The organism is Pseudomonas sp. MWU13-3659 (assembly GCF_023757525.1).
Lineage (GTDB): Bacteria > Pseudomonadota > Gammaproteobacteria > Pseudomonadales > Pseudomonadaceae > Aquipseudomonas > Aquipseudomonas entomophila_E.
This window is the reverse complement of sequence record NZ_JAMSHW010000001.1, coordinates 140,808-156,390: the sequence shown is the minus strand read 5'-3', so window position 1 is coordinate 156,390 and position 15,583 is coordinate 140,808. Positions and strand designations below refer to the sequence as shown.

Annotated in this window: 13 protein-coding genes; 5 read left to right on the top strand and 8 right to left on the bottom strand. The window is 65.9% G+C overall.

Translation table 11 applies throughout. The annotated features are described in order from the left end of the window. Positions 1 to 207 precede the first annotated feature (207 nt). From cobG to NGM28_RS00685, 5 genes are all read left to right on the top strand, one after another. Complete coding sequence (gene cobG, locus NGM28_RS00705) at positions 208 to 1,533, top strand: precorrin-3B synthase (RefSeq protein ID WP_252088403.1); 1,326 nt, start codon at positions 208 to 210, stop codon at positions 1,531 to 1,533. Next, complete coding sequence (locus NGM28_RS00700; RefSeq protein WP_011535884.1) at positions 1,526 to 2,152, top strand: precorrin-8X methylmutase; 627 nt, start codon at positions 1,526 to 1,528, stop codon at positions 2,150 to 2,152. Before cobG ends, NGM28_RS00700 begins: the two co-directional genes overlap by 8 nt. Continuing rightward, positions 2,152 to 2,883, top strand: coding sequence for a precorrin-2 C(20)-methyltransferase (locus tag NGM28_RS00695; protein ID WP_252088555.1), 732 nt, complete (start codon positions 2,152 to 2,154; stop codon positions 2,881 to 2,883). The genes NGM28_RS00700 and NGM28_RS00695 overlap by 1 nt, the downstream gene beginning before the upstream one ends. Next, positions 2,880 to 4,571 (top strand): precorrin-3B C(17)-methyltransferase, encoded by a 1,692-nt coding sequence (gene cobJ, locus NGM28_RS00690; RefSeq protein ID WP_252088402.1) that lies wholly within the window; start codon positions 2,880 to 2,882, stop codon positions 4,569 to 4,571. Before NGM28_RS00695 ends, cobJ begins: the two co-directional genes overlap by 4 nt. A 98-nt stretch (positions 4,572 to 4,669) precedes the next feature. Next, entirely contained in the window at positions 4,670 to 4,813 is a 144-nt protein-coding gene (locus NGM28_RS00685) for a hypothetical protein (protein ID WP_252088401.1), read from the top strand. A gap of 10 nt (positions 4,814 to 4,823) precedes the next feature. Here NGM28_RS00685 and tspR read toward each other — a convergent pair whose 3' ends face one another. The 8 genes from tspR to prmA all read right to left on the bottom strand — a co-directional run bounded on the left by tspR (position 4,824) and on the right by prmA (position 15,412). Continuing rightward, on the bottom strand, positions 4,824 to 5,420 hold the full coding sequence (gene tspR, locus NGM28_RS00680) for a type III secretion system genes modulator TspR (protein ID WP_011535880.1): 597 nt from the start codon (positions 5,418 to 5,420) through the stop codon (positions 4,824 to 4,826). Between the two features lie 129 nt (positions 5,421 to 5,549). Beyond that, a complete protein-coding gene (locus tag NGM28_RS00675; RefSeq protein WP_252088400.1) occupies positions 5,550 to 8,324 on the bottom strand; it encodes a hybrid sensor histidine kinase/response regulator in 2,775 nt (924 codons plus the stop codon). Positions 8,325 to 8,459: 135 nt separating this feature from the next. Further along, positions 8,460 to 9,755, bottom strand: coding sequence for a phosphoribosylamine--glycine ligase (gene purD / locus NGM28_RS00670; RefSeq protein ID WP_252088399.1), 1,296 nt, complete (start codon positions 9,753 to 9,755; stop codon positions 8,460 to 8,462). A 183-nt stretch (positions 9,756 to 9,938) separates the two neighbouring features. After that, on the bottom strand, positions 9,939 to 11,546 hold the full coding sequence (purH, locus tag NGM28_RS00665) for a bifunctional phosphoribosylaminoimidazolecarboxamide formyltransferase/IMP cyclohydrolase (RefSeq protein ID WP_252088398.1): 1,608 nt from the start codon (positions 11,544 to 11,546) through the stop codon (positions 9,939 to 9,941). 79 nt (positions 11,547 to 11,625) lie between these two features. After that, complete coding sequence (gene fis / locus NGM28_RS00660) at positions 11,626 to 11,946, bottom strand: DNA-binding transcriptional regulator Fis (RefSeq protein ID WP_011535876.1); 321 nt, start codon at positions 11,944 to 11,946, stop codon at positions 11,626 to 11,628. Further along, on the bottom strand, positions 11,943 to 12,956 hold the full coding sequence (gene dusB / locus NGM28_RS00655) for a tRNA dihydrouridine synthase DusB (protein WP_011535875.1): 1,014 nt from the start codon (positions 12,954 to 12,956) through the stop codon (positions 11,943 to 11,945). Before dusB ends, fis begins: the two co-directional genes overlap by 4 nt. A gap of 205 nt (positions 12,957 to 13,161) precedes the next feature. Further along, complete coding sequence (locus NGM28_RS00650; RefSeq protein ID WP_252088397.1) at positions 13,162 to 14,490, bottom strand: DUF3426 domain-containing protein; 1,329 nt, start codon at positions 14,488 to 14,490, stop codon at positions 13,162 to 13,164. Between the two features lie 43 nt (positions 14,491 to 14,533). Next, positions 14,534 to 15,412, bottom strand: a complete 879-nt coding sequence (prmA, locus tag NGM28_RS00645; RefSeq protein WP_240064893.1) for a 50S ribosomal protein L11 methyltransferase — start codon at positions 15,410 to 15,412, stop codon at positions 14,534 to 14,536. Positions 15,413 to 15,583: the final 171 nt, after the last annotated feature.

Here is a 15,583-nt window from a genome sequence, read left to right as displayed (position 1 = left end):
TCTTCAACACCGCATGGGGCACGGCATGCCTCTTTCGCGGCGCAAGGCCGCTCCTACAGGTACCGCGCAAACCCTGTAGGAGCGGCCTTGCGCCGCGAAAGGGCTGCGCAGCAGCCCCGAAATTGAACGTTCGACCACCGGTTTTTCATGCCGTCGGACAAAGCAGGCATAATACCGCGCCTTCTACACTGAAGCGCACTTCCACGATTGCCGGATACCCCCTTGACGCAGCCCCTGCCCCCCGAAGTTTCGCCCCGTCCCTCGGCCTGCCCGGGGTTGTGGCGCATCGTCGCCGCGCGTGACGGTGGCATCTGCCGGATCAAGCTGCCCGGCGGCCTGCTGCTGGCCGACCAGGCCGATGCCGTGGCCGACGCGGCCGAGCGCTTCGCCGGTGGGGTGATCGAGGCCACCAACCGGGCCAACTTGCAGATCCGTGGTATCGGTGACGACCATCATGGCCTGGTCGAGCATCTGCTGGCCGCAGGGCTCGGCCCGCGTGACGCGGCCGGTGACGATGTACGCAACCTCATGCTCAGCCCATTGGCCGGGCTCGACCCTGCCATGCTGTTCGATACACGACCACTGGCCGCACAGATCCTCGACCTGCTGGAGAGCACGCCCAGGTTTCACAAGCTGTCGGCCAAATTCGCCGTGCAACTCGATGGCGGCGAAGCTCTGGCGATGCTCGATCACGCCCATGACCTGTGGCTGTCCGCCGTGACGCACGAAGGGCGTACCTGGTTGCGGTTCGGGCTCGCGAGCAGCCTGTCGAATGGCCAGGCGGTGGGCGCGGTGCCGGTGGAGCAGGGGTTGGCGCTGGTACGCGCGGTGCTGGAGCGCTTCCTCGACCTGGCGACGCCCGAGCAGTCGCGCATGCGTCAATTGCTGCAGGCGTGCCCGGTGGAACACTTCCTCGAAGGGCTGGCGATCCAGATCGACACCACGTCGATGGCCTGGCCGCGTCCAGCGGCGACAAGCCCGTGGCTGGGCGTGTTGCCCCAGCGCCAGGGCTTGGCCCTGGGCGTCGCCCCCCCCCTCGGGCGCCTGACCCCTGCCATGCTGCGTGCTGCCGCGCGCATTGCCCGGCAATGGGGCGATGGCAGCCTGCGGCTGAGCCCTTGGCAGAGCCTGGTGCTGACCTCCCTCGAGCCAGCCGAACTGGACAATGCTCAGGTGCAACTGTCGACACTGGGCATGCTCTGTCACAACGAGCATCCGCTGGCGCGGGTTGTCGCCTGCACCGGATCCAGCGGTTGCGCCAAGGCCCAGGCCGGCACCAAGGCCGACGCCGTCACCCTGGCCAACGTGCTGCATCGCGGAGCCCCAGGCAGCGTGCACCTGTCCGCCTGCCCACGTTCCTGTGCCATGGCCCACGTCGCCCAGGCCACCCTGCTGGCCCGTGCCCCGGGCCGCTATGACCTTTACTTGCGCGACGCGCGCCTGCCGGGCTTCGGCAGGCTGCGCGCAGCCGACCTCACCCCAGAAGAAGCAGGCGCCATGCTCGACCTGCCGACGGAGCACCTTGATGATTGACTACATCCGCGATGGTCAGGAGATCTATCGCAATTCCTTCCGGATCATCCGCGAGGAAGCCCGGCTCGAGCGGATCCCCGCCGATCTTGAAAAGCTCGCCGTGCGCGTGATCCATGCCTGTGGCATGGTCGAGGCCATCGACGGCCTGCAATTTTCCGAAGGCGCCGGCACTGCTGGCCGTGAAGCCCTGGCCAAGGGCGCGCCGATCCTCTGCGACGCGCACATGGTCGCCGAAGGCATTACCCGTGCCCGGCTGCCGGCGAACAACCCGGTGATCTGCACCCTGCGTGACCCGAGCGTGCCGGACCTGGCCAAGGCCGAGGGCAACACCCGCTCGGCAGTGGCGCTGGAGCTGTGGCGTCCGCATCTGGAAGGTAGCGTGGTGGTGATTGGCAACGCGCCGACCGCGCTGTTCTACCTGCTGGAAATGCTCGATGCCGGCGCGCCGAAGCCGGCGCTGATCCTCGGTTTCCCGGTCGGCTTCGTGGGTGCCGCCGAATCCAAGGCGATGCTCGCGGCCGACAGCCGTGGCGTGCCGTTCGTGATCATGCAAGGCCGCCTGGGTGGCAGCGCGATGGCCGCAGCGGCGGTCAACGCCCTGGCAACGGAGGTGGAATGATGCACGCGCGCGGACGACTGCTGGGCCTGGGTGTCGGCCCAGGCGACCCCGAACTGATCACGCTCAAGGCCCTGCGCCTGCTGCGCGAGGCGCCTGTGGTGGCGTACTTCGTGGCCAAGGGCAAGCGCGGCAATGCCTTCGGCATCATCGAGGCGCACCTGCAAGCCGAACAGGCCCTGCTACCGCTGGTGTACCCGGTGACCACCGAGGCGTTGCCGGCGCCGCTCTCCTATGAACAGGTGATCAGCGACTTCTACGACGAAGCCAGCTTGCAAGTGGCCGCGCACCTGGATGCCGGCCGCGATGTGGCGGTGATCTGCGAAGGCGATCCCTTCTTCTACGGCTCCTACATGTATCTGCATGACCGCCTGGCGTCGCGCTATGAAGCGCAGGTAATCCCAGGTGTCTGTTCGATGCTCGGTGGCGCCTCGGTGCTTGGTGCGCCGCTGGTGTATCGCAACCAGACCCTCACCGTGCTCTCCGGCGTGCTGCCCCATGAGGAGCTCAAGCGCCGCCTGGCCGATGCCGACGCCGCCGTGATCATGAAGCTGGGGCGCAACTTCCCCAAGGTGCGCCAGGTGCTGGCGGAGCTGGGGCTGGACGCTCGCGCGCTGTACGTGGAGCGGGCGACCATGGCCAACCAGAAGATCGTCGCGCTGGATGAAGTCGATCCGCAATCCTCGCCGTACTTCTCGCTGATCATTGTGCCGGGTGAGAAATGGCAGGGATGAACAAGGCACCGGCAATCGTCATTCTTGGCCCGGGCAGCCTGGCCACCGCGCAGCGCATCCAGCAGCGTTATCCACTGGCCGTGATCCATGGCCTGCAAGGGCGCGTGGAGGGGGCCGACCGTGATTACGCGGCCTTTGGCGAAACCCTGCGCACGCTGTACCAGCAGGACACGCCGATCATCGCCCTGTGCGCCGCAGGTATCGTCATTCGCACCCTTGCACCGCTGTTGAGTGAAAAAGGCGTCGAGCCACCGGTGCTGGCTGTGGCCGAAGACGGTAGCGCCGTGGTGCCGCTGCTCGGTGGCCTGGGTGGCGTCAACGTGATGGCCCGCGAAATCGGCGAGGCGCTGGGCGTGAGCGCAGCGATCACGACCAGTGGCGAGTTGCGCTTCGGTACTTGCCTGCTCAACCCGCCTGAGGGTTATGCACTGGCCGACCTGGAGCAGGGCAAGCGCTTCGTCTCCGACCTGCTGGCGGGCGAGGCGGTGCGAATCGAAGGCGATGCGCCATGGCTCGAGCACGCACAGTTGCCCGCCAGCGATGACGCGCAACGCACCATCCATGTGGGGAGTGCGCTTCGCCCGGCCAGCCGTGACGAACTGCTGATCCATGCGCGTTGCGTGGTGGTGGCGGTCACGGCCGGTCGTGCTGGCCTGGTGCAACAGGTACGGGAGGAATTGCAGCGGGCGAACATCGCCGAGGCTGCTTTGGCCTGCCTGCTGGCGAGCGAAACCGAGATGGCGGAGCCGGGCCTGCACGAGGCTGCCCAGGCACTGAATGTCGCCCTGCGCTTCGCCCCGGCCACCGATAGCCTGGAACGGATGCTGGCTGAGGCCTTGCCGCAGGCGCGTGTAGGCTCGTCCGTGGGGCTCGCCCACGCCGTAGCCGACGCACCGCTCGACATCGAACGCATCGGCCGTCGCCGCGGCCGCCTGGCCGTGATCGGCCTGGGCCCAGGCGCCGCCGAACTGATGGTGCCGGCGGTCAAGGCGGAGCTGGCGCGCGCCCAGGACGTACTTGGCTACGAGACCTACGTGCGCATGGCCGGCCCGTTCCGCGCTGACCAGGTACTGCACTGCACCGACAACCGCGAAGAAATGCAGCGTGCCCGCCATGCCTTCGAGCTGGCGGCCCAGGGGCGTTCGGTAGTGGTGGTGTCGTCGGGCGACCCGGGCGTGTTCGCCATGGCCGCTGCGGTGCTCGAAGCCTTGCATGAGTCCAGCGACCCGGCCTGGCGGCGTGTCGACCTGGAGATCCTGCCTGGCGTTTCGGCCTCGCTGGCCACCGCCGCGCAAGCGGGTGCGCCGCTGGGGCATGACTTCTGCGTGATGTCGCTGTCGGACAACCTCAAGCCTTGGTCGATCATCGAAAAGCGTCTCGACCTGGCTGCCGAGGCGGACCTGGTGCTGGCTTTCTACAACCCGATCTCCAAGTCCAGGCCTCACCAGCTGGGCCAGGCGCTGGAAGTCGTGCGCCGGCATCGCGCTGCTGAAACACCGGTGGTCCTGGGCCGTGACATCGGGCGGCCGGGGCAGACGCTGCGTGTGGTCACCCTGGGCGAGCTGGAGCCGGCGATGGTCGACATGCGCACCATGGTGCTGGTCGGCTCGTCGACCACCTGCACCTTCCCTCGCGGCGATGGAACGCCCTGGGTGTACACACCCCGCTGGTACCCGGTGAAAACCTGACCGCAGGGGAAAAGCGGCCTGCTTATACCTATTGCTCGGCTGTATAGCTTTAAGTCTCACCCGGCGCTGGTGCCGGGGCCGACTTAAGGGAATTCAACATGAGCAGTAGCCTGGTGACCGACACCAACTCCGCTGCGGTGCTGTTGAGCTTCAACACCGAACATTACGCCCGTGTACGCGAGGATGTGGCCAACCGGCTGGGTGACCTGACACGCAGGAAGGTCAGCGAGTACGAAATCTGAAGCGCGGGTCTCAAGGCACCAGGTAACCCTTGATGCCCGTGAAGATGATCTGCGCCGCCAGGGCACAGACGAACAGCCCCATCAGACGGCTGACGATCTGCAGGCCCTGGTCCCCCAGCAGCCGCTCGATACGGTGCGAGAGGTACAGCACCAGCCCGACGGTGAAGCTGGCCAGGGCGATGCTGACGATGGCCAGCAGCTTGTCGTCCCAATGCGGCTGGCCCACCCCCATTACCAGCAGCGCACCGATGGTGCCGGGGCCGACCGTCAGCGGGATGGTCAACGGCACGATGGTCACGTCCTGCTGCACGTTGTCGGTCTGCACCGCCGACTTGCCCTGGGCCATGCCCAGCGCCGAGATGAACAGCACCGAGCCGGCACCGATGCGGAACGCGTCGGCGGTGATGCCGAACACGCCGAAGATCACTCGCCCGAACAGATAGAGCAGCACGCTGGCGACCAATGTGGCGATCGCGACGCGCCAGGCCAGTTGCTTGCGTTCCTTGCTGGAGTGGCCGCGGGTGAGGCCGATGAAACACGACAGCACGAAGAATGGGCTGTAGAGCACGAGCATCTTCAGGTAGACGCTGAACAACTCATGGAGCATGGCACTGAGTCCGCGGCGGGAATGGGTGGCACCTGTATAGCACGGAACCTGAAGGAGCGGCTTCAGCCGCGATGCAGCCACCTCGGTGCGTGGCATCCGCATTGCGGGTGATCGCGGCTGAAGCCGCTCCTACAGGATGTGCGTGGTGTCGTCGGAGACCACTTGCCGCTGCCCCGCCCAGAACTGGATCAGTTCGCGCAACTGCGACAACTCCACCGGCTTGGCCATGTGCCCGTCCATGCCAGCAAGGCGCGCGCGCTCCTTGTGCTCGCTGAGAATATGCGCGGTGAGCGCCACCACCGGGGTGCGCAGGCGGCCGTTGGTGGATTCCCAGGCGCGCAGCTGCTGTGTGGCCGAGAACCCGTCGAGCACCGGCATCTCGCAGTCCATCAGCACCAGGTCGTAGCGCCTGGCCTTCATCGCCTGCAGGGCTTCCTCGCCATTGCTGGCGGTGTCCGGCTCGAGGTTGAGCTTGCCGAGCATGCCGCGGATGACTTTGGTCGAGATGCTGTTGTCCTCTGCCACCAGGATGCGGAAGTCGCTGGGCAGGTCCAGTGGCTGCGCGATGCTGCCCGGCAATACCGGAGGCGCTTGCTCGCGACCGCGCAGGGCCAGTTCTTCGGCGAGGGTGGTCTTGAGCGTATAGCCGGCCACCGGCTTGGCGAGGATGCGCTTGACCCCGGCGTTGCGTGCGATGACCTTGCTGGGCGCGTTGCTGATGCCGGTGAGCATGACCACCAGGATGTCGTGGTTCAGGCTTGGGTCTTCCTTGATCTTGGCCGCCAGTTGCATGCCGGTCATGCCGGGCATGTTCTGGTCCAGCAGCACGGCATCGAAGTAGTCGCGCAGGTGCGCCTTGGTACGCAGCAGCGCCAACGCCTCCTTGCCCGATGGCACCGCGCTGACGTTCATGCCCCAGGCACTGCATTGCTGCACCAGTACCTTGCGGCAGGTGTCGTTGTCGTCGACCACCAGCACCCGCGCGTCGCGCAGCGGGCCATCGAGGTCGGTGGGCGGCTGCTCCAGGCGCAGCGGGTCGAGCGGCAGCGTCAGCCACAGGGTGTTACCCATGCTGGTGCTGGTCTTGATGCCGAACTCGCCCTGCATCAGGCCGATCAGTTGCTTGGCGATCACCAGCCCAAGGTGGCCGCCGAGCTTGTTGCTGGAGAGGAAGTGGCGGCTGTGCAGTTCGGCTTGCAGCAGGGCGTCACGTTCGGCCGGTGGCATGGGCTCGCCGCTGTCCTGCACGGCGATGCGCAGGCGCGGGGCGTCGCCGCGCTGGTCGAGGGCGACCACCAGCAGGATTTCGCCCTGGTCGGTGTTCTTCAAGGCGTTGTCGAGCAGGCTCGACAGGGCCTGGCGCAGGCGCGTCGGGTCGCCGCTGACCACCCGTGGCACCTGTGGCTGGGTGAAGCTGATCAGCTCGATGTTCTGCTGCTCGGCCTTGGCCCGGAAGATGTTAAGGCAGTCTTCGATCAGGGCGTTGAGGTCGAACTGCACGTCATCCAGTTCGATCTGTCGCGACTCGAGCTTGGAGATGTCGAGGATCTCGTTGATCAGGGTGAGCAGTTCGTTGCCGGCGCTGTGGATGGTCTGCACATAGTCGCGCTGCTTGACCGACAGCGGCGTGCCCAGCAGCAGCTCGGTCATGCCCAGCACGCCGTTCATGGGGGTGCGGATCTCGTGGCTGATCTTGGCCAGGAACTCGGCCTTGGCGTTGATTTCGGCATCGCTGGCGGCCAGGGCGCGGCTGGCACGGAAGCGTTCTTCGCTGATGCGCCGCAGGCGTTCACTGACGGCCAGGTTGAGCAGCAGGCCGCTGGCCACGGTCAAGGCCATGAGGATGCACAGCAGCCAGGGCGTCGGGGTGCGGGTCAGGCCCAGCAGTGCCGGCAGCAGCACCAGCCCGCCGAGGTTGTAGACCAGCATGGCCACGGCGAACAGGCGCGCTGGCGTGTAGCCCCGATGCCAGTGATAGCAGCTGACCAGCAACATGCTCAGGCTGCCGATGGCGAGCAGGGCATAGGTCATCAGGTTCAGCGGCAATGTATCGACGAACAGCAGCACCAGGCCGCTGACAGCCGCCACGAGCATTTCCAGGTGCAGCAGGCGGGTGAGCCGTGCCGAGCCGCAGGGCGAGAAGAAATGCACGGTGAAGTACAGGCCGGCCAGGCCCGCCAGCACCAGCGTGAGGTAGGCAGCTGGGGTCTGGGCGCTGTACCACAGGTGCCACCAGGGGCCGCTGAGGTTGAGCAGGATCAGCGCGCTGAGCAGCATCAGGGCGTGGTACAGCGCCAGCACCAGCGTGGTGTTGGAGCGGGTGTAGGCGAAGCGGATCAGGTTGTGCAGGATCAGCATCACCAGCCCGCCGAACAGCAGGCCGAACAGCAGCGACTGGCGCTGGTCGGCGGCGGCGTGGGCGGTGGATTCGACACTGATGGCCGGACGCAACTGGTGCTCGGAGACCAACCGCAGGTAGATATCCAGCGGTTGGCTGCTGTGCGGCAACGGCAGCACATGGTCCCGGCCGCGCTGGGTGGGGCTGACGCCATCACCTTGCCTGCCGTGGTGCAACTGGCGCAGCAGCTTGCCGTCTTCGAGGGCGTAGAGGTCCAGGCGGGACAAGTCGGGGGCGAAGATGCGGACCAGTTGCTCCTGGTCGTTCGGTTCCAGGCGGTAGTGCAGCCACAGGGCCTGGTCGGGGAGGGCGGCATCCAGTTCTTCGAGGGCCAGGGGGCTGAACTGGTTGCGATAACGCTCGGAGCGTACGTCGGAAAGCTGCAGGTTGGCCTGTTCATCGAGCAGCGCGGACCAGCCCCCGGCCTGTTCGGCTTGGGCCGGGAACAGGCAGAGCAGGGTCAGCAGGCTGACGATCAGGGCAGTGGCAATCCGAAGCCGACGCACGACGAAATCCCTTCTTAGCTAATGTGCCGGGTAACAACTATGCGCGGCGCGCCGAGGCGAAGGCAAGGCCCCGAAGGGCCTTGTCGACGAGCCGAAGGCCACGCGCACCGGGCGCGGCGGCCATTCGGCGCAGTATTACTGCTGGTGTTCACCGCGCTCGCGGGCGATGGCCCGGTAGCCGATGTCGGTACGGTGGAAGCTGCCGTTCCAGGTCACTTCCTTGGCCAGGCGGTAGGCCTGCTGCTGCGCTTGGGCAACGGTATCGCCCATCGCGGTGGCGCACAGTACGCGGCCACCGTGGGTCACGACCTGGCCATCCTTGAGCGAGGTACCGGCGTGGAACACCTTGCCTTCGAGCTTGGCGGCAGCGTCCAGGCCGCTGATCACGTCGCCTTTATTGTAGTCGCCCGGGTAGCCACCGGCGGCCAGCACCACGCCCAGGCTCGGACGCGGATCCCACTGTGCTTCGACCTTGTCCAGGGCCTTGGCGAACGCGGCTTCCACCAGCAGTACCAGGCTCGACTCCAGGCGCAGCATGACCGGTTGCGTCTCCGGGTCGCCGAAGCGGCAGTTGAACTCGATGACCTTGGGGTTGCCCGCCTTGTCGATCATCAGGCCTGCGTAAAGGAAGCCGGTGTAGACGTTGCCTTCCTCGGCCATGCCACGCACGGTCGGCCAGATCACCTGGTCCATCACGCGCTGGTGAACCTCTGCGGTGACCACCGGTGCGGGTGAGTAGGCGCCCATGCCGCCGGTGTTCGGGCCGGTGTCTTGATCGCCGACGCGCTTGTGGTCCTGGCTGGTGGCCATGGGCAGCACGTTGTGGCCGTCGACCATGACGATGAAGCTGGCTTCCTCGCCGTCGAGGAATTCTTCGATCACCACACGCGAGCCGGCTTCACCGAAGGCGTTGCCGGCGAGCATGTCGCGCACGGCGTCTTCGGCTTCCTGCAGGGTCATGGCGACGATCACGCCTTTGCCGGCGGCCAGGCCGTCGGCCTTGATCACGATCGGCGCGCCTTTTTCACGCAGGTAGGCCAGGGCCGGCTCGATCTCGGTGAAGTTCTGGTAGTCGGCGGTGGGGATCTTGTGGCGAGCCAGGAAATCCTTGGTGAAGGCTTTCGAGCCTTCCAGCTGGGCCGCGCCCTTGGTCGGGCCGAAGCAGTCCAGGCCACGGCTGCGGAACAGGTCGACCACGCCAAGGACCAGCGGTGCCTCAGGGCCGACGATGGTCAGGTCGACGTTCTTTTCGGCGAAGTCGGCCAGTTGCTCCAGGGCGGTGACGTCGATGGCGACGTTCTCGCACTTGGCTTCAATGGCGGTGCCGGCGTTGCCCGGGGCGACGAAGACTTTCTCGACGCGTGGGTCCTGGGCGACTTTCCAGGCCAGGGCGTGCTCGCGGCCGCCGCTGCCGATGATCAAAACTTTCATGTCAAAACCTCGAATTCTGTAGAACGGCGATCCCGCTTCCTGTAGGAGCGGCCTTGTGCCGCGAAAGGGCCGCAGAGCGGCCCCTGGATTTCCGGGCTATCCCTAAACCCTGGGGGCTGCTTTGCAGCCCTTTCGCGGCACAAGGCCGCTCCTACAGGGGCCGGGGACCGGACTGGTATCTGATTAGTGGCGGAAGTGGCGCATGCCGGTGAACACCATGGCGATGCCGGCTTCATCAGCGGCAGCGATCACCTCGGCATCACGCATCGAACCACCCGGCTGGATCACGGCGCTGATACCCACTTTAGCCGCATTGTCGATGCCGTCGCGGAACGGGAAGAACGCGTCCGAGGCCATGACCGCACCCTGCACCTGCAGGCCGGCGTGCTCGGCCTTGATGGCGGCGATGCGCGCGGAGTTGACGCGGCTCATCTGGCCGGCGCCGACGCCGATGGTCTGACGGTTCTTGGCGTAGACGATGGCGTTGGACTTGACGAACTTGGCCACTTTCCAGGCGAACACCAGGTCGTGGATTTCCTGCTCGGTCGGGGCGCGCTGGGTGACGATCTTCAGGTCGTCGGCGCTGATCATGCCGATGTCGCGGCTCTGCACCAGCAGGCCACCGTTGACGCGCTTGAAGTCCCAACCGGCGGCGCGCTCGGCTGGCCACTCGCCGCACTCCAACAGACGCACGTTCTGTTTGGCGGCCACGACTTCGCGGGCGGCCTGGGAGATTTTCGGGGCGATGATCACTTCGACGAACTGGCGCTCGACGATGGCTTTCGCGGTTTCGCCGTCCAGTTCGCGGTTGAAGGCGATGATGCCGCCGAACGCCGATTCGGTATCGGTGGCGTAGGCCAGGTCGTAGGCCTTGCGGATGCCGCCTTCGTCTTCAGGGACGACCGCGACGCCGCACGGGTTGGCGTGCTTGACGATGACGCAGGCCGGCTTGACGAAGCTCTTCACGCACTCCAGCGCGGCGTCGGTGTCGGCCACGTTGTTGAACGACAGCTCCTTGCCTTGCAGCTGGATGGCGGTGGAGATGCTGGCTTCGCCCTTCTTCGCCTCGACATAGAACGCCGCGCTCTGGTGCGGGTTCTCGCCGTAGCGCATTTCCTGGGCCTTGACGAACTGGCTGTTGAAGGTGCGCGGGAACTCGCTGCGGTCTTCGGTCGACAGGGTCTGCTTAGACTGGTCGATGGTGCCCATGTAGTTGGCGATCATGCCGTCGTAGGCGGCGGTGTGCTCGAAGGCCTTGAGCATCAGGTCGAAGCGCTGGGCGTAGGTGAGGCCGCCCGCTTTCAGGCTGTCGACGACGCCGGCGTAGTCGCTGGCGTTGACCACGATGGCGACGTCCTTGTGGTTCTTCGCCGCCGAACGGACCATGGTCGGGCCGCCGATGTCGATGTTCTCGATGGCGGTGGGCAGGTCGCAGCCCGGCTTGCTGATGGTGGCTTCGAACGGATACAGGTTGACCGCGACCAGGTCGATCGGCTTGATGCCGTGCTCGTTCATGATGGCGTCGTCGGTGCCGCGACGGCCGAGGATGCCGCCGTGGATCTTCGGATGCAGGGTCTTGACCCGGCCGTCCATCATTTCGGCGAAGCCGGTGTAGTCGGCCACTTCCACCGCGTTCACGCCGTTATCCTTGAGCAGCTTGTAGGTGCCGCCGGTGGACAGGATCTCGACACCGAGCTGCTGCAGCTCACGGGCGAATTCGAGGATACCGGTCTTGTCGGAGACGCTGATCAGGGCGCGGCGGATCGGCAGGCGGGTAGTCTGGTCGGTCATTTCAGATTCCATAACGCGGTGGAGTCAGCAAAAAAGGCGCCTTTTTGCATGAGCGCCTTTTCTGGTTGGGGTTCTGGCCTTACAACAGATCGTACTGCTTGAGCTTCTTGCGCAGCGTGCCTCGGTTGAGCCCGAGCATCTCGCTGGCCTTGGTCTGGTTGCCCTTGACGTAGTTCATCACGCATTCGAGCAAGGGCGCCTCGACTTCCGAGAGCACCAGGTTGTACACGTCCGTGACGGTGGCGCCTTCCAGATGGGCGAAGTAGTTGTGCAGCGCCTTCTCGACGCTGTCGCGGAGCGTCTGGCCCTCCTCGCTCGGCGTGTTCAGGTGCTGCTTGAGGTTGGCGTTGTCGCTCACGGGCGTTGTTCCACTCACTAATGTCTCGGTCATCATCGTCATGCGGCCACCCCTTGTTCGTCCTCTGTCCCAAGGCTCTGTCGACGCTCGGCGAAAAAGGCCTGAACGTTGGCGCACTGCGCTTGTGTGTCTTCCAAGGCGTTGAACCGGCTGCGGAACTCCTTGCCGCCGGGTCGGGTCGCCAGGTACCAGCCAACGTGCTTGCGGGCGATACGCACGCCCATCACATCGCCATAGAAGGCATGCAACGCGGCCAGGTGTTCCAGCAGAATGCGTTCTACTTCGTCCAGCGCCGGTGCGGGCAGGTGCTCGCCCGTGCGCAGGTAATGCTCGACCTCGCGGAAGATCCACGGCCGCCCCTGGGCGGCGCGGCCGATCAGCAGGCCGTCGGCGCCGGTGGCGTCCAGCACCGCCCGGGCCTTTTGTGGCGAGGTGATGTCGCCGTTGGCGAACACCGGGATCGACACCGCCTGCTTGATCGCGGCGATGGTGTCGTACTCGGCGTCACCGGTGTACAGGTCGGCGCGTGTGCGGCCATGCACCGCCAGCGCCTGGATACCGGCCTGTTCGGCGATCTTCGCCACGTTCAGGCCGTTCTTGTTCGCCCGGTCCCAGCCGGTGCGGATCTTCAGCGTCACCGGGACCTCCACTGCGCCGACCACGGCGTGGAGGATCTCGCTGACCAAGGCTTCATCTCTCAATAAAGCAGAGCCTGCGGCTTTGTTGCAGACTTTTTTTGCCGGGCAGCCCATGTTGATGTCGATGATCTGTGCGCCGGCTTCGACATTCGCCCGGGCCGCCGCCGCCATCATTTGCGCGTCGCCACCGGCGATCTGCACCGAACGCGGCTCCGCGTCGCCTTCGTGGATGCGGCGCAGGCTCGACTTGCGGCTGTTCCACAGGCTCATGTCGCTGGTGACCATCTCCGATACCACCATGCCCGCCCCGAGGCGTTTGCAAAGTGTGCGGAAAGGCTGGTCCGTGACCCCGGCCATGGGCGCGAGGATCAGGTTGTTCTGCAGTGTGTAAGGGCCGATGCGTACCGCCGACATAGGTGTTCCCTGTTGTGGGGCCGAATCATTGGAGTTCGAAAAAGGGATGGCATGATACCCGCTCTCGATGACCGGATAAAGATGAATCTGGATAAAATCTGAACAGTTGCGGCGTTATGACACCCGGCGCCAAGCGACAAGCTTCAAGCTGCAAGAGGCCTACAGGTAGGCTTTTACTTGCGGCTTGAAGCTTGCCGCTTGTCGCTTACTCCGGCGAACGGAAGCTCAGGCTGTAGTTCACCGCCTTCGGCCCCGGGTCGAGGATGTCCAGGGCGATGTGGATCGGGGTCTGGCTGGGCATCTCGCCACGACCGGCCAGCTCACCCGACAGGTATTCACTGGGTTTGAAGCGCCGGCTGGCGATCAGCTGGCCGTTGAGGTCGGCGAAGCGCAGCTCCAGCAAAGGGAAGGGCTGGGCGAAGGGCGCGCGGTTGTAGATGATCGCGTCGACGATCAGCGCGCCCTTGAAGTCCGGATGGCTGCGCACTACCAGGTTGCTGCTCTTGATGCGCGAGATGTCGACACGGGTCGGTACCTGGCAGCCGACCATCGGGCACAGCTGCTGGAACCAGGGGCGGTACTGGTCCTGGCGGGCCATCTCGTCGAAATGGAACCAGACGTACTGGAACGCCAGCAGGCCGGCGGCCAGCAGGGTCAGGAAGCCCCACAGCAGGCGCTTGCCCCAGTTGGGCGCGGGTTTTTCCCAGGCCAGTTGCAGCGGATCGTCGACCACATCGACCAAGGGTTCCTTGTTCGGGCGCTCGGGCTTACCCAGCAGGCTGGGTTCCAGGCGCTCGACGGGGTGATCGTCCAGCACGTCTTCGTCATGGGCCGACAGGCGCTCGCCACGTACCTCATCGTCCAGTGCGGACAAGCCCTTTTCAGGTAGCGGCTCATCGTGAGTGGCGAGCGGCGTGCTCGGTGTGTCGAGGTCGTCATCCAGCGCCTGGTGGCGTACCGGTAGCTCGTCGTCCAGGTCGAGATCTGTCGTGCCCAGGGTGGGTTCGGTGCGTTCGTCGACGTCCAGATCCGGCTCTAGCGGCGCCTGTTCCAGCAGCACTGGGGCCGTTTCGCGCTCCGGTGGCGGGGCGAGGTCGTCATCGGTAGCGGTGCCGAACAGCTCGTCTGTCGGCTCCTCGCTGCCTTGGTCGTCACGTCGGGCATGTAGCGTGCCAGCGGTGATGGCCGCCTGGCGCTCGGCGGGGCTGCGGCGTTCCAGGCGTGCGAGCTCCGAGTCCAGGTCGAGGGCGTCCAGCTCCTCGGCAGTCACGGCCCAATCGTCTTCGTCCGCGGCGGGCGGTTCGGCGACCGGTGGTGCCACGGGCAACGGTGGCGCTGCGGGCGCCGGCTCGGCTGGCACTGCGGCGCCCCGGTCGCTGGCGGCACGGTTCTGTTCCAGCAACTGCTTCGCCGCATTGAACACCTGCAGGCAGTTGCCGCAGCGCACCACGCCGCGGGCCACGCTCAACTGATGATGGGTGACGCGAAAGCTGGTCTGGCAATGCGGGCACTGGGTGACGAAACTGTCGGTCATGCGGCGATCCGGGGAGCTGTGCAGGAGTTGAGTCTAGGCGCGCTTAGCGGCGGCGGCCACTGATGCGTACCCAGCCATCGCGAACGACGATCGGGTCCAGCTCGAAGTCGGCGGCATAGGCGGCGGCCACCTCCTCACCTTGTTCGGCGAGGATGCCCGACAATGCCAGCAGGCCACCGGGGCGGACCAGACCGGACAATTGCGGTGCCAGCGACACCAGCGGGCCGGCCAGGATGTTGGCGACCAGCACGTCGGCCTGCATGGCCGGCATCTGCTCGGGCAGGTACAGGGCGAACAGATTGTCGGCGATGCCGTTGCGCTGGGCATTGTCGCGGGAGGCTTCCAGGGCCTGCACGTCGATGTCGGTGCCGACCGCTTCGCGGGCGCCGAGCAGCAGCGCGGCGATGGCGAGGATGCCCGAGCCGCAGCCGAAGTCCAGCACTTGCGTACCGTCGAGTTGCTGGCCGTCGAGCCATTCCAGGCACAGCGCGGTGGTCGGGTGGGTGCCGGTGCCGAAGGCCAGGCCCGGGTCGAGCAGCAGGTTGACCGCGTCCTTCTCCGGCGCCTCGTGCCAGCTCGGCACGATCCACAGGCGCTGGCCGAAGCGCATGGGCTGGAAGTTGTCCATCCAGCTGCGCTCCCAGTCCTGGTCCTCGATGACTTCGGCCTGGTGCTCGGGCAGGTCGTTGCCGGTCAGCAATTGCAGGTGGGCGAATACCGCGTCAGGCTCAGCGTCGGCCTCGAACAGGGCCAGCAGGTGCGTGTGCGACCACAGCGGGGTGGTGTTGAGGTCGGGTTCGAAGATCGGCTGGTCTTCGGCGTCCATGAACGTCACCGAGACGGCGCCTACTTCGAGCAGGGCGTCTTCGTAGGTTTCGGCTTGTTCCGGGCTGATGGCCAGGCGTACTTGCAGCCAGGGCATGGCGGGCACCTTTGGTAAATCGACAGGGGCAGCCCGAGGCTGCGCGAAAGACAGGGAGTTTACGCGAGTGTCGGGGGTTTGTAGAGAAGTCAGAAGGAGGCATGGCCCCTGTAGGAGCGGCCTTGTGCCGCGAAAGGGCTGCACGGCAGCCCCAGCGATCCATGCACCACA

Bases quoted from the DNA above. Each gene is read 5' to 3' on its own strand.
- NGM28_RS00695 (WP_252088555.1), top strand. From the start codon at position 2,152: ATGCACGCGCGCGGACGACTGCTGGGCCTGGGTGTCGGCCCAGGCGAC.
- purD (WP_252088399.1), bottom strand. From the start codon at position 9,755: ATGAAAGTTTTGATCATCGGCAGCGGCGGCCGCGAGCACGCCCTGGCC.
- tspR (WP_011535880.1), bottom strand. From the start codon at position 5,420: ATGCTCCATGAGTTGTTCAGCGTCTACCTGAAGATGCTCGTGCTCTAC.
- dusB (WP_011535875.1), bottom strand. From the start codon at position 12,956: ATGTCGGCGGTACGCATCGGCCCTTACACACTGCAGAACAACCTGATC.
- prmA (WP_240064893.1), bottom strand. From the start codon at position 15,412: ATGCCCTGGCTGCAAGTACGCCTGGCCATCAGCCCGGAACAAGCCGAA.
- NGM28_RS00700 (WP_011535884.1), top strand. From the start codon at position 1,526: ATGATTGACTACATCCGCGATGGTCAGGAGATCTATCGCAATTCCTTC.
- NGM28_RS00685 (WP_252088401.1), top strand. From the start codon at position 4,670: ATGAGCAGTAGCCTGGTGACCGACACCAACTCCGCTGCGGTGCTGTTG.
- purH (WP_252088398.1), bottom strand. From the start codon at position 11,546: ATGACCGACCAGACTACCCGCCTGCCGATCCGCCGCGCCCTGATCAGC.
- fis (WP_011535876.1), bottom strand. From the start codon at position 11,946: ATGACGATGATGACCGAGACATTAGTGAGTGGAACAACGCCCGTGAGC.
- cobJ (WP_252088402.1), top strand. From the start codon at position 2,880: ATGAACAAGGCACCGGCAATCGTCATTCTTGGCCCGGGCAGCCTGGCC.
- NGM28_RS00650 (WP_252088397.1), bottom strand. From the start codon at position 14,490: ATGACCGACAGTTTCGTCACCCAGTGCCCGCATTGCCAGACCAGCTTT.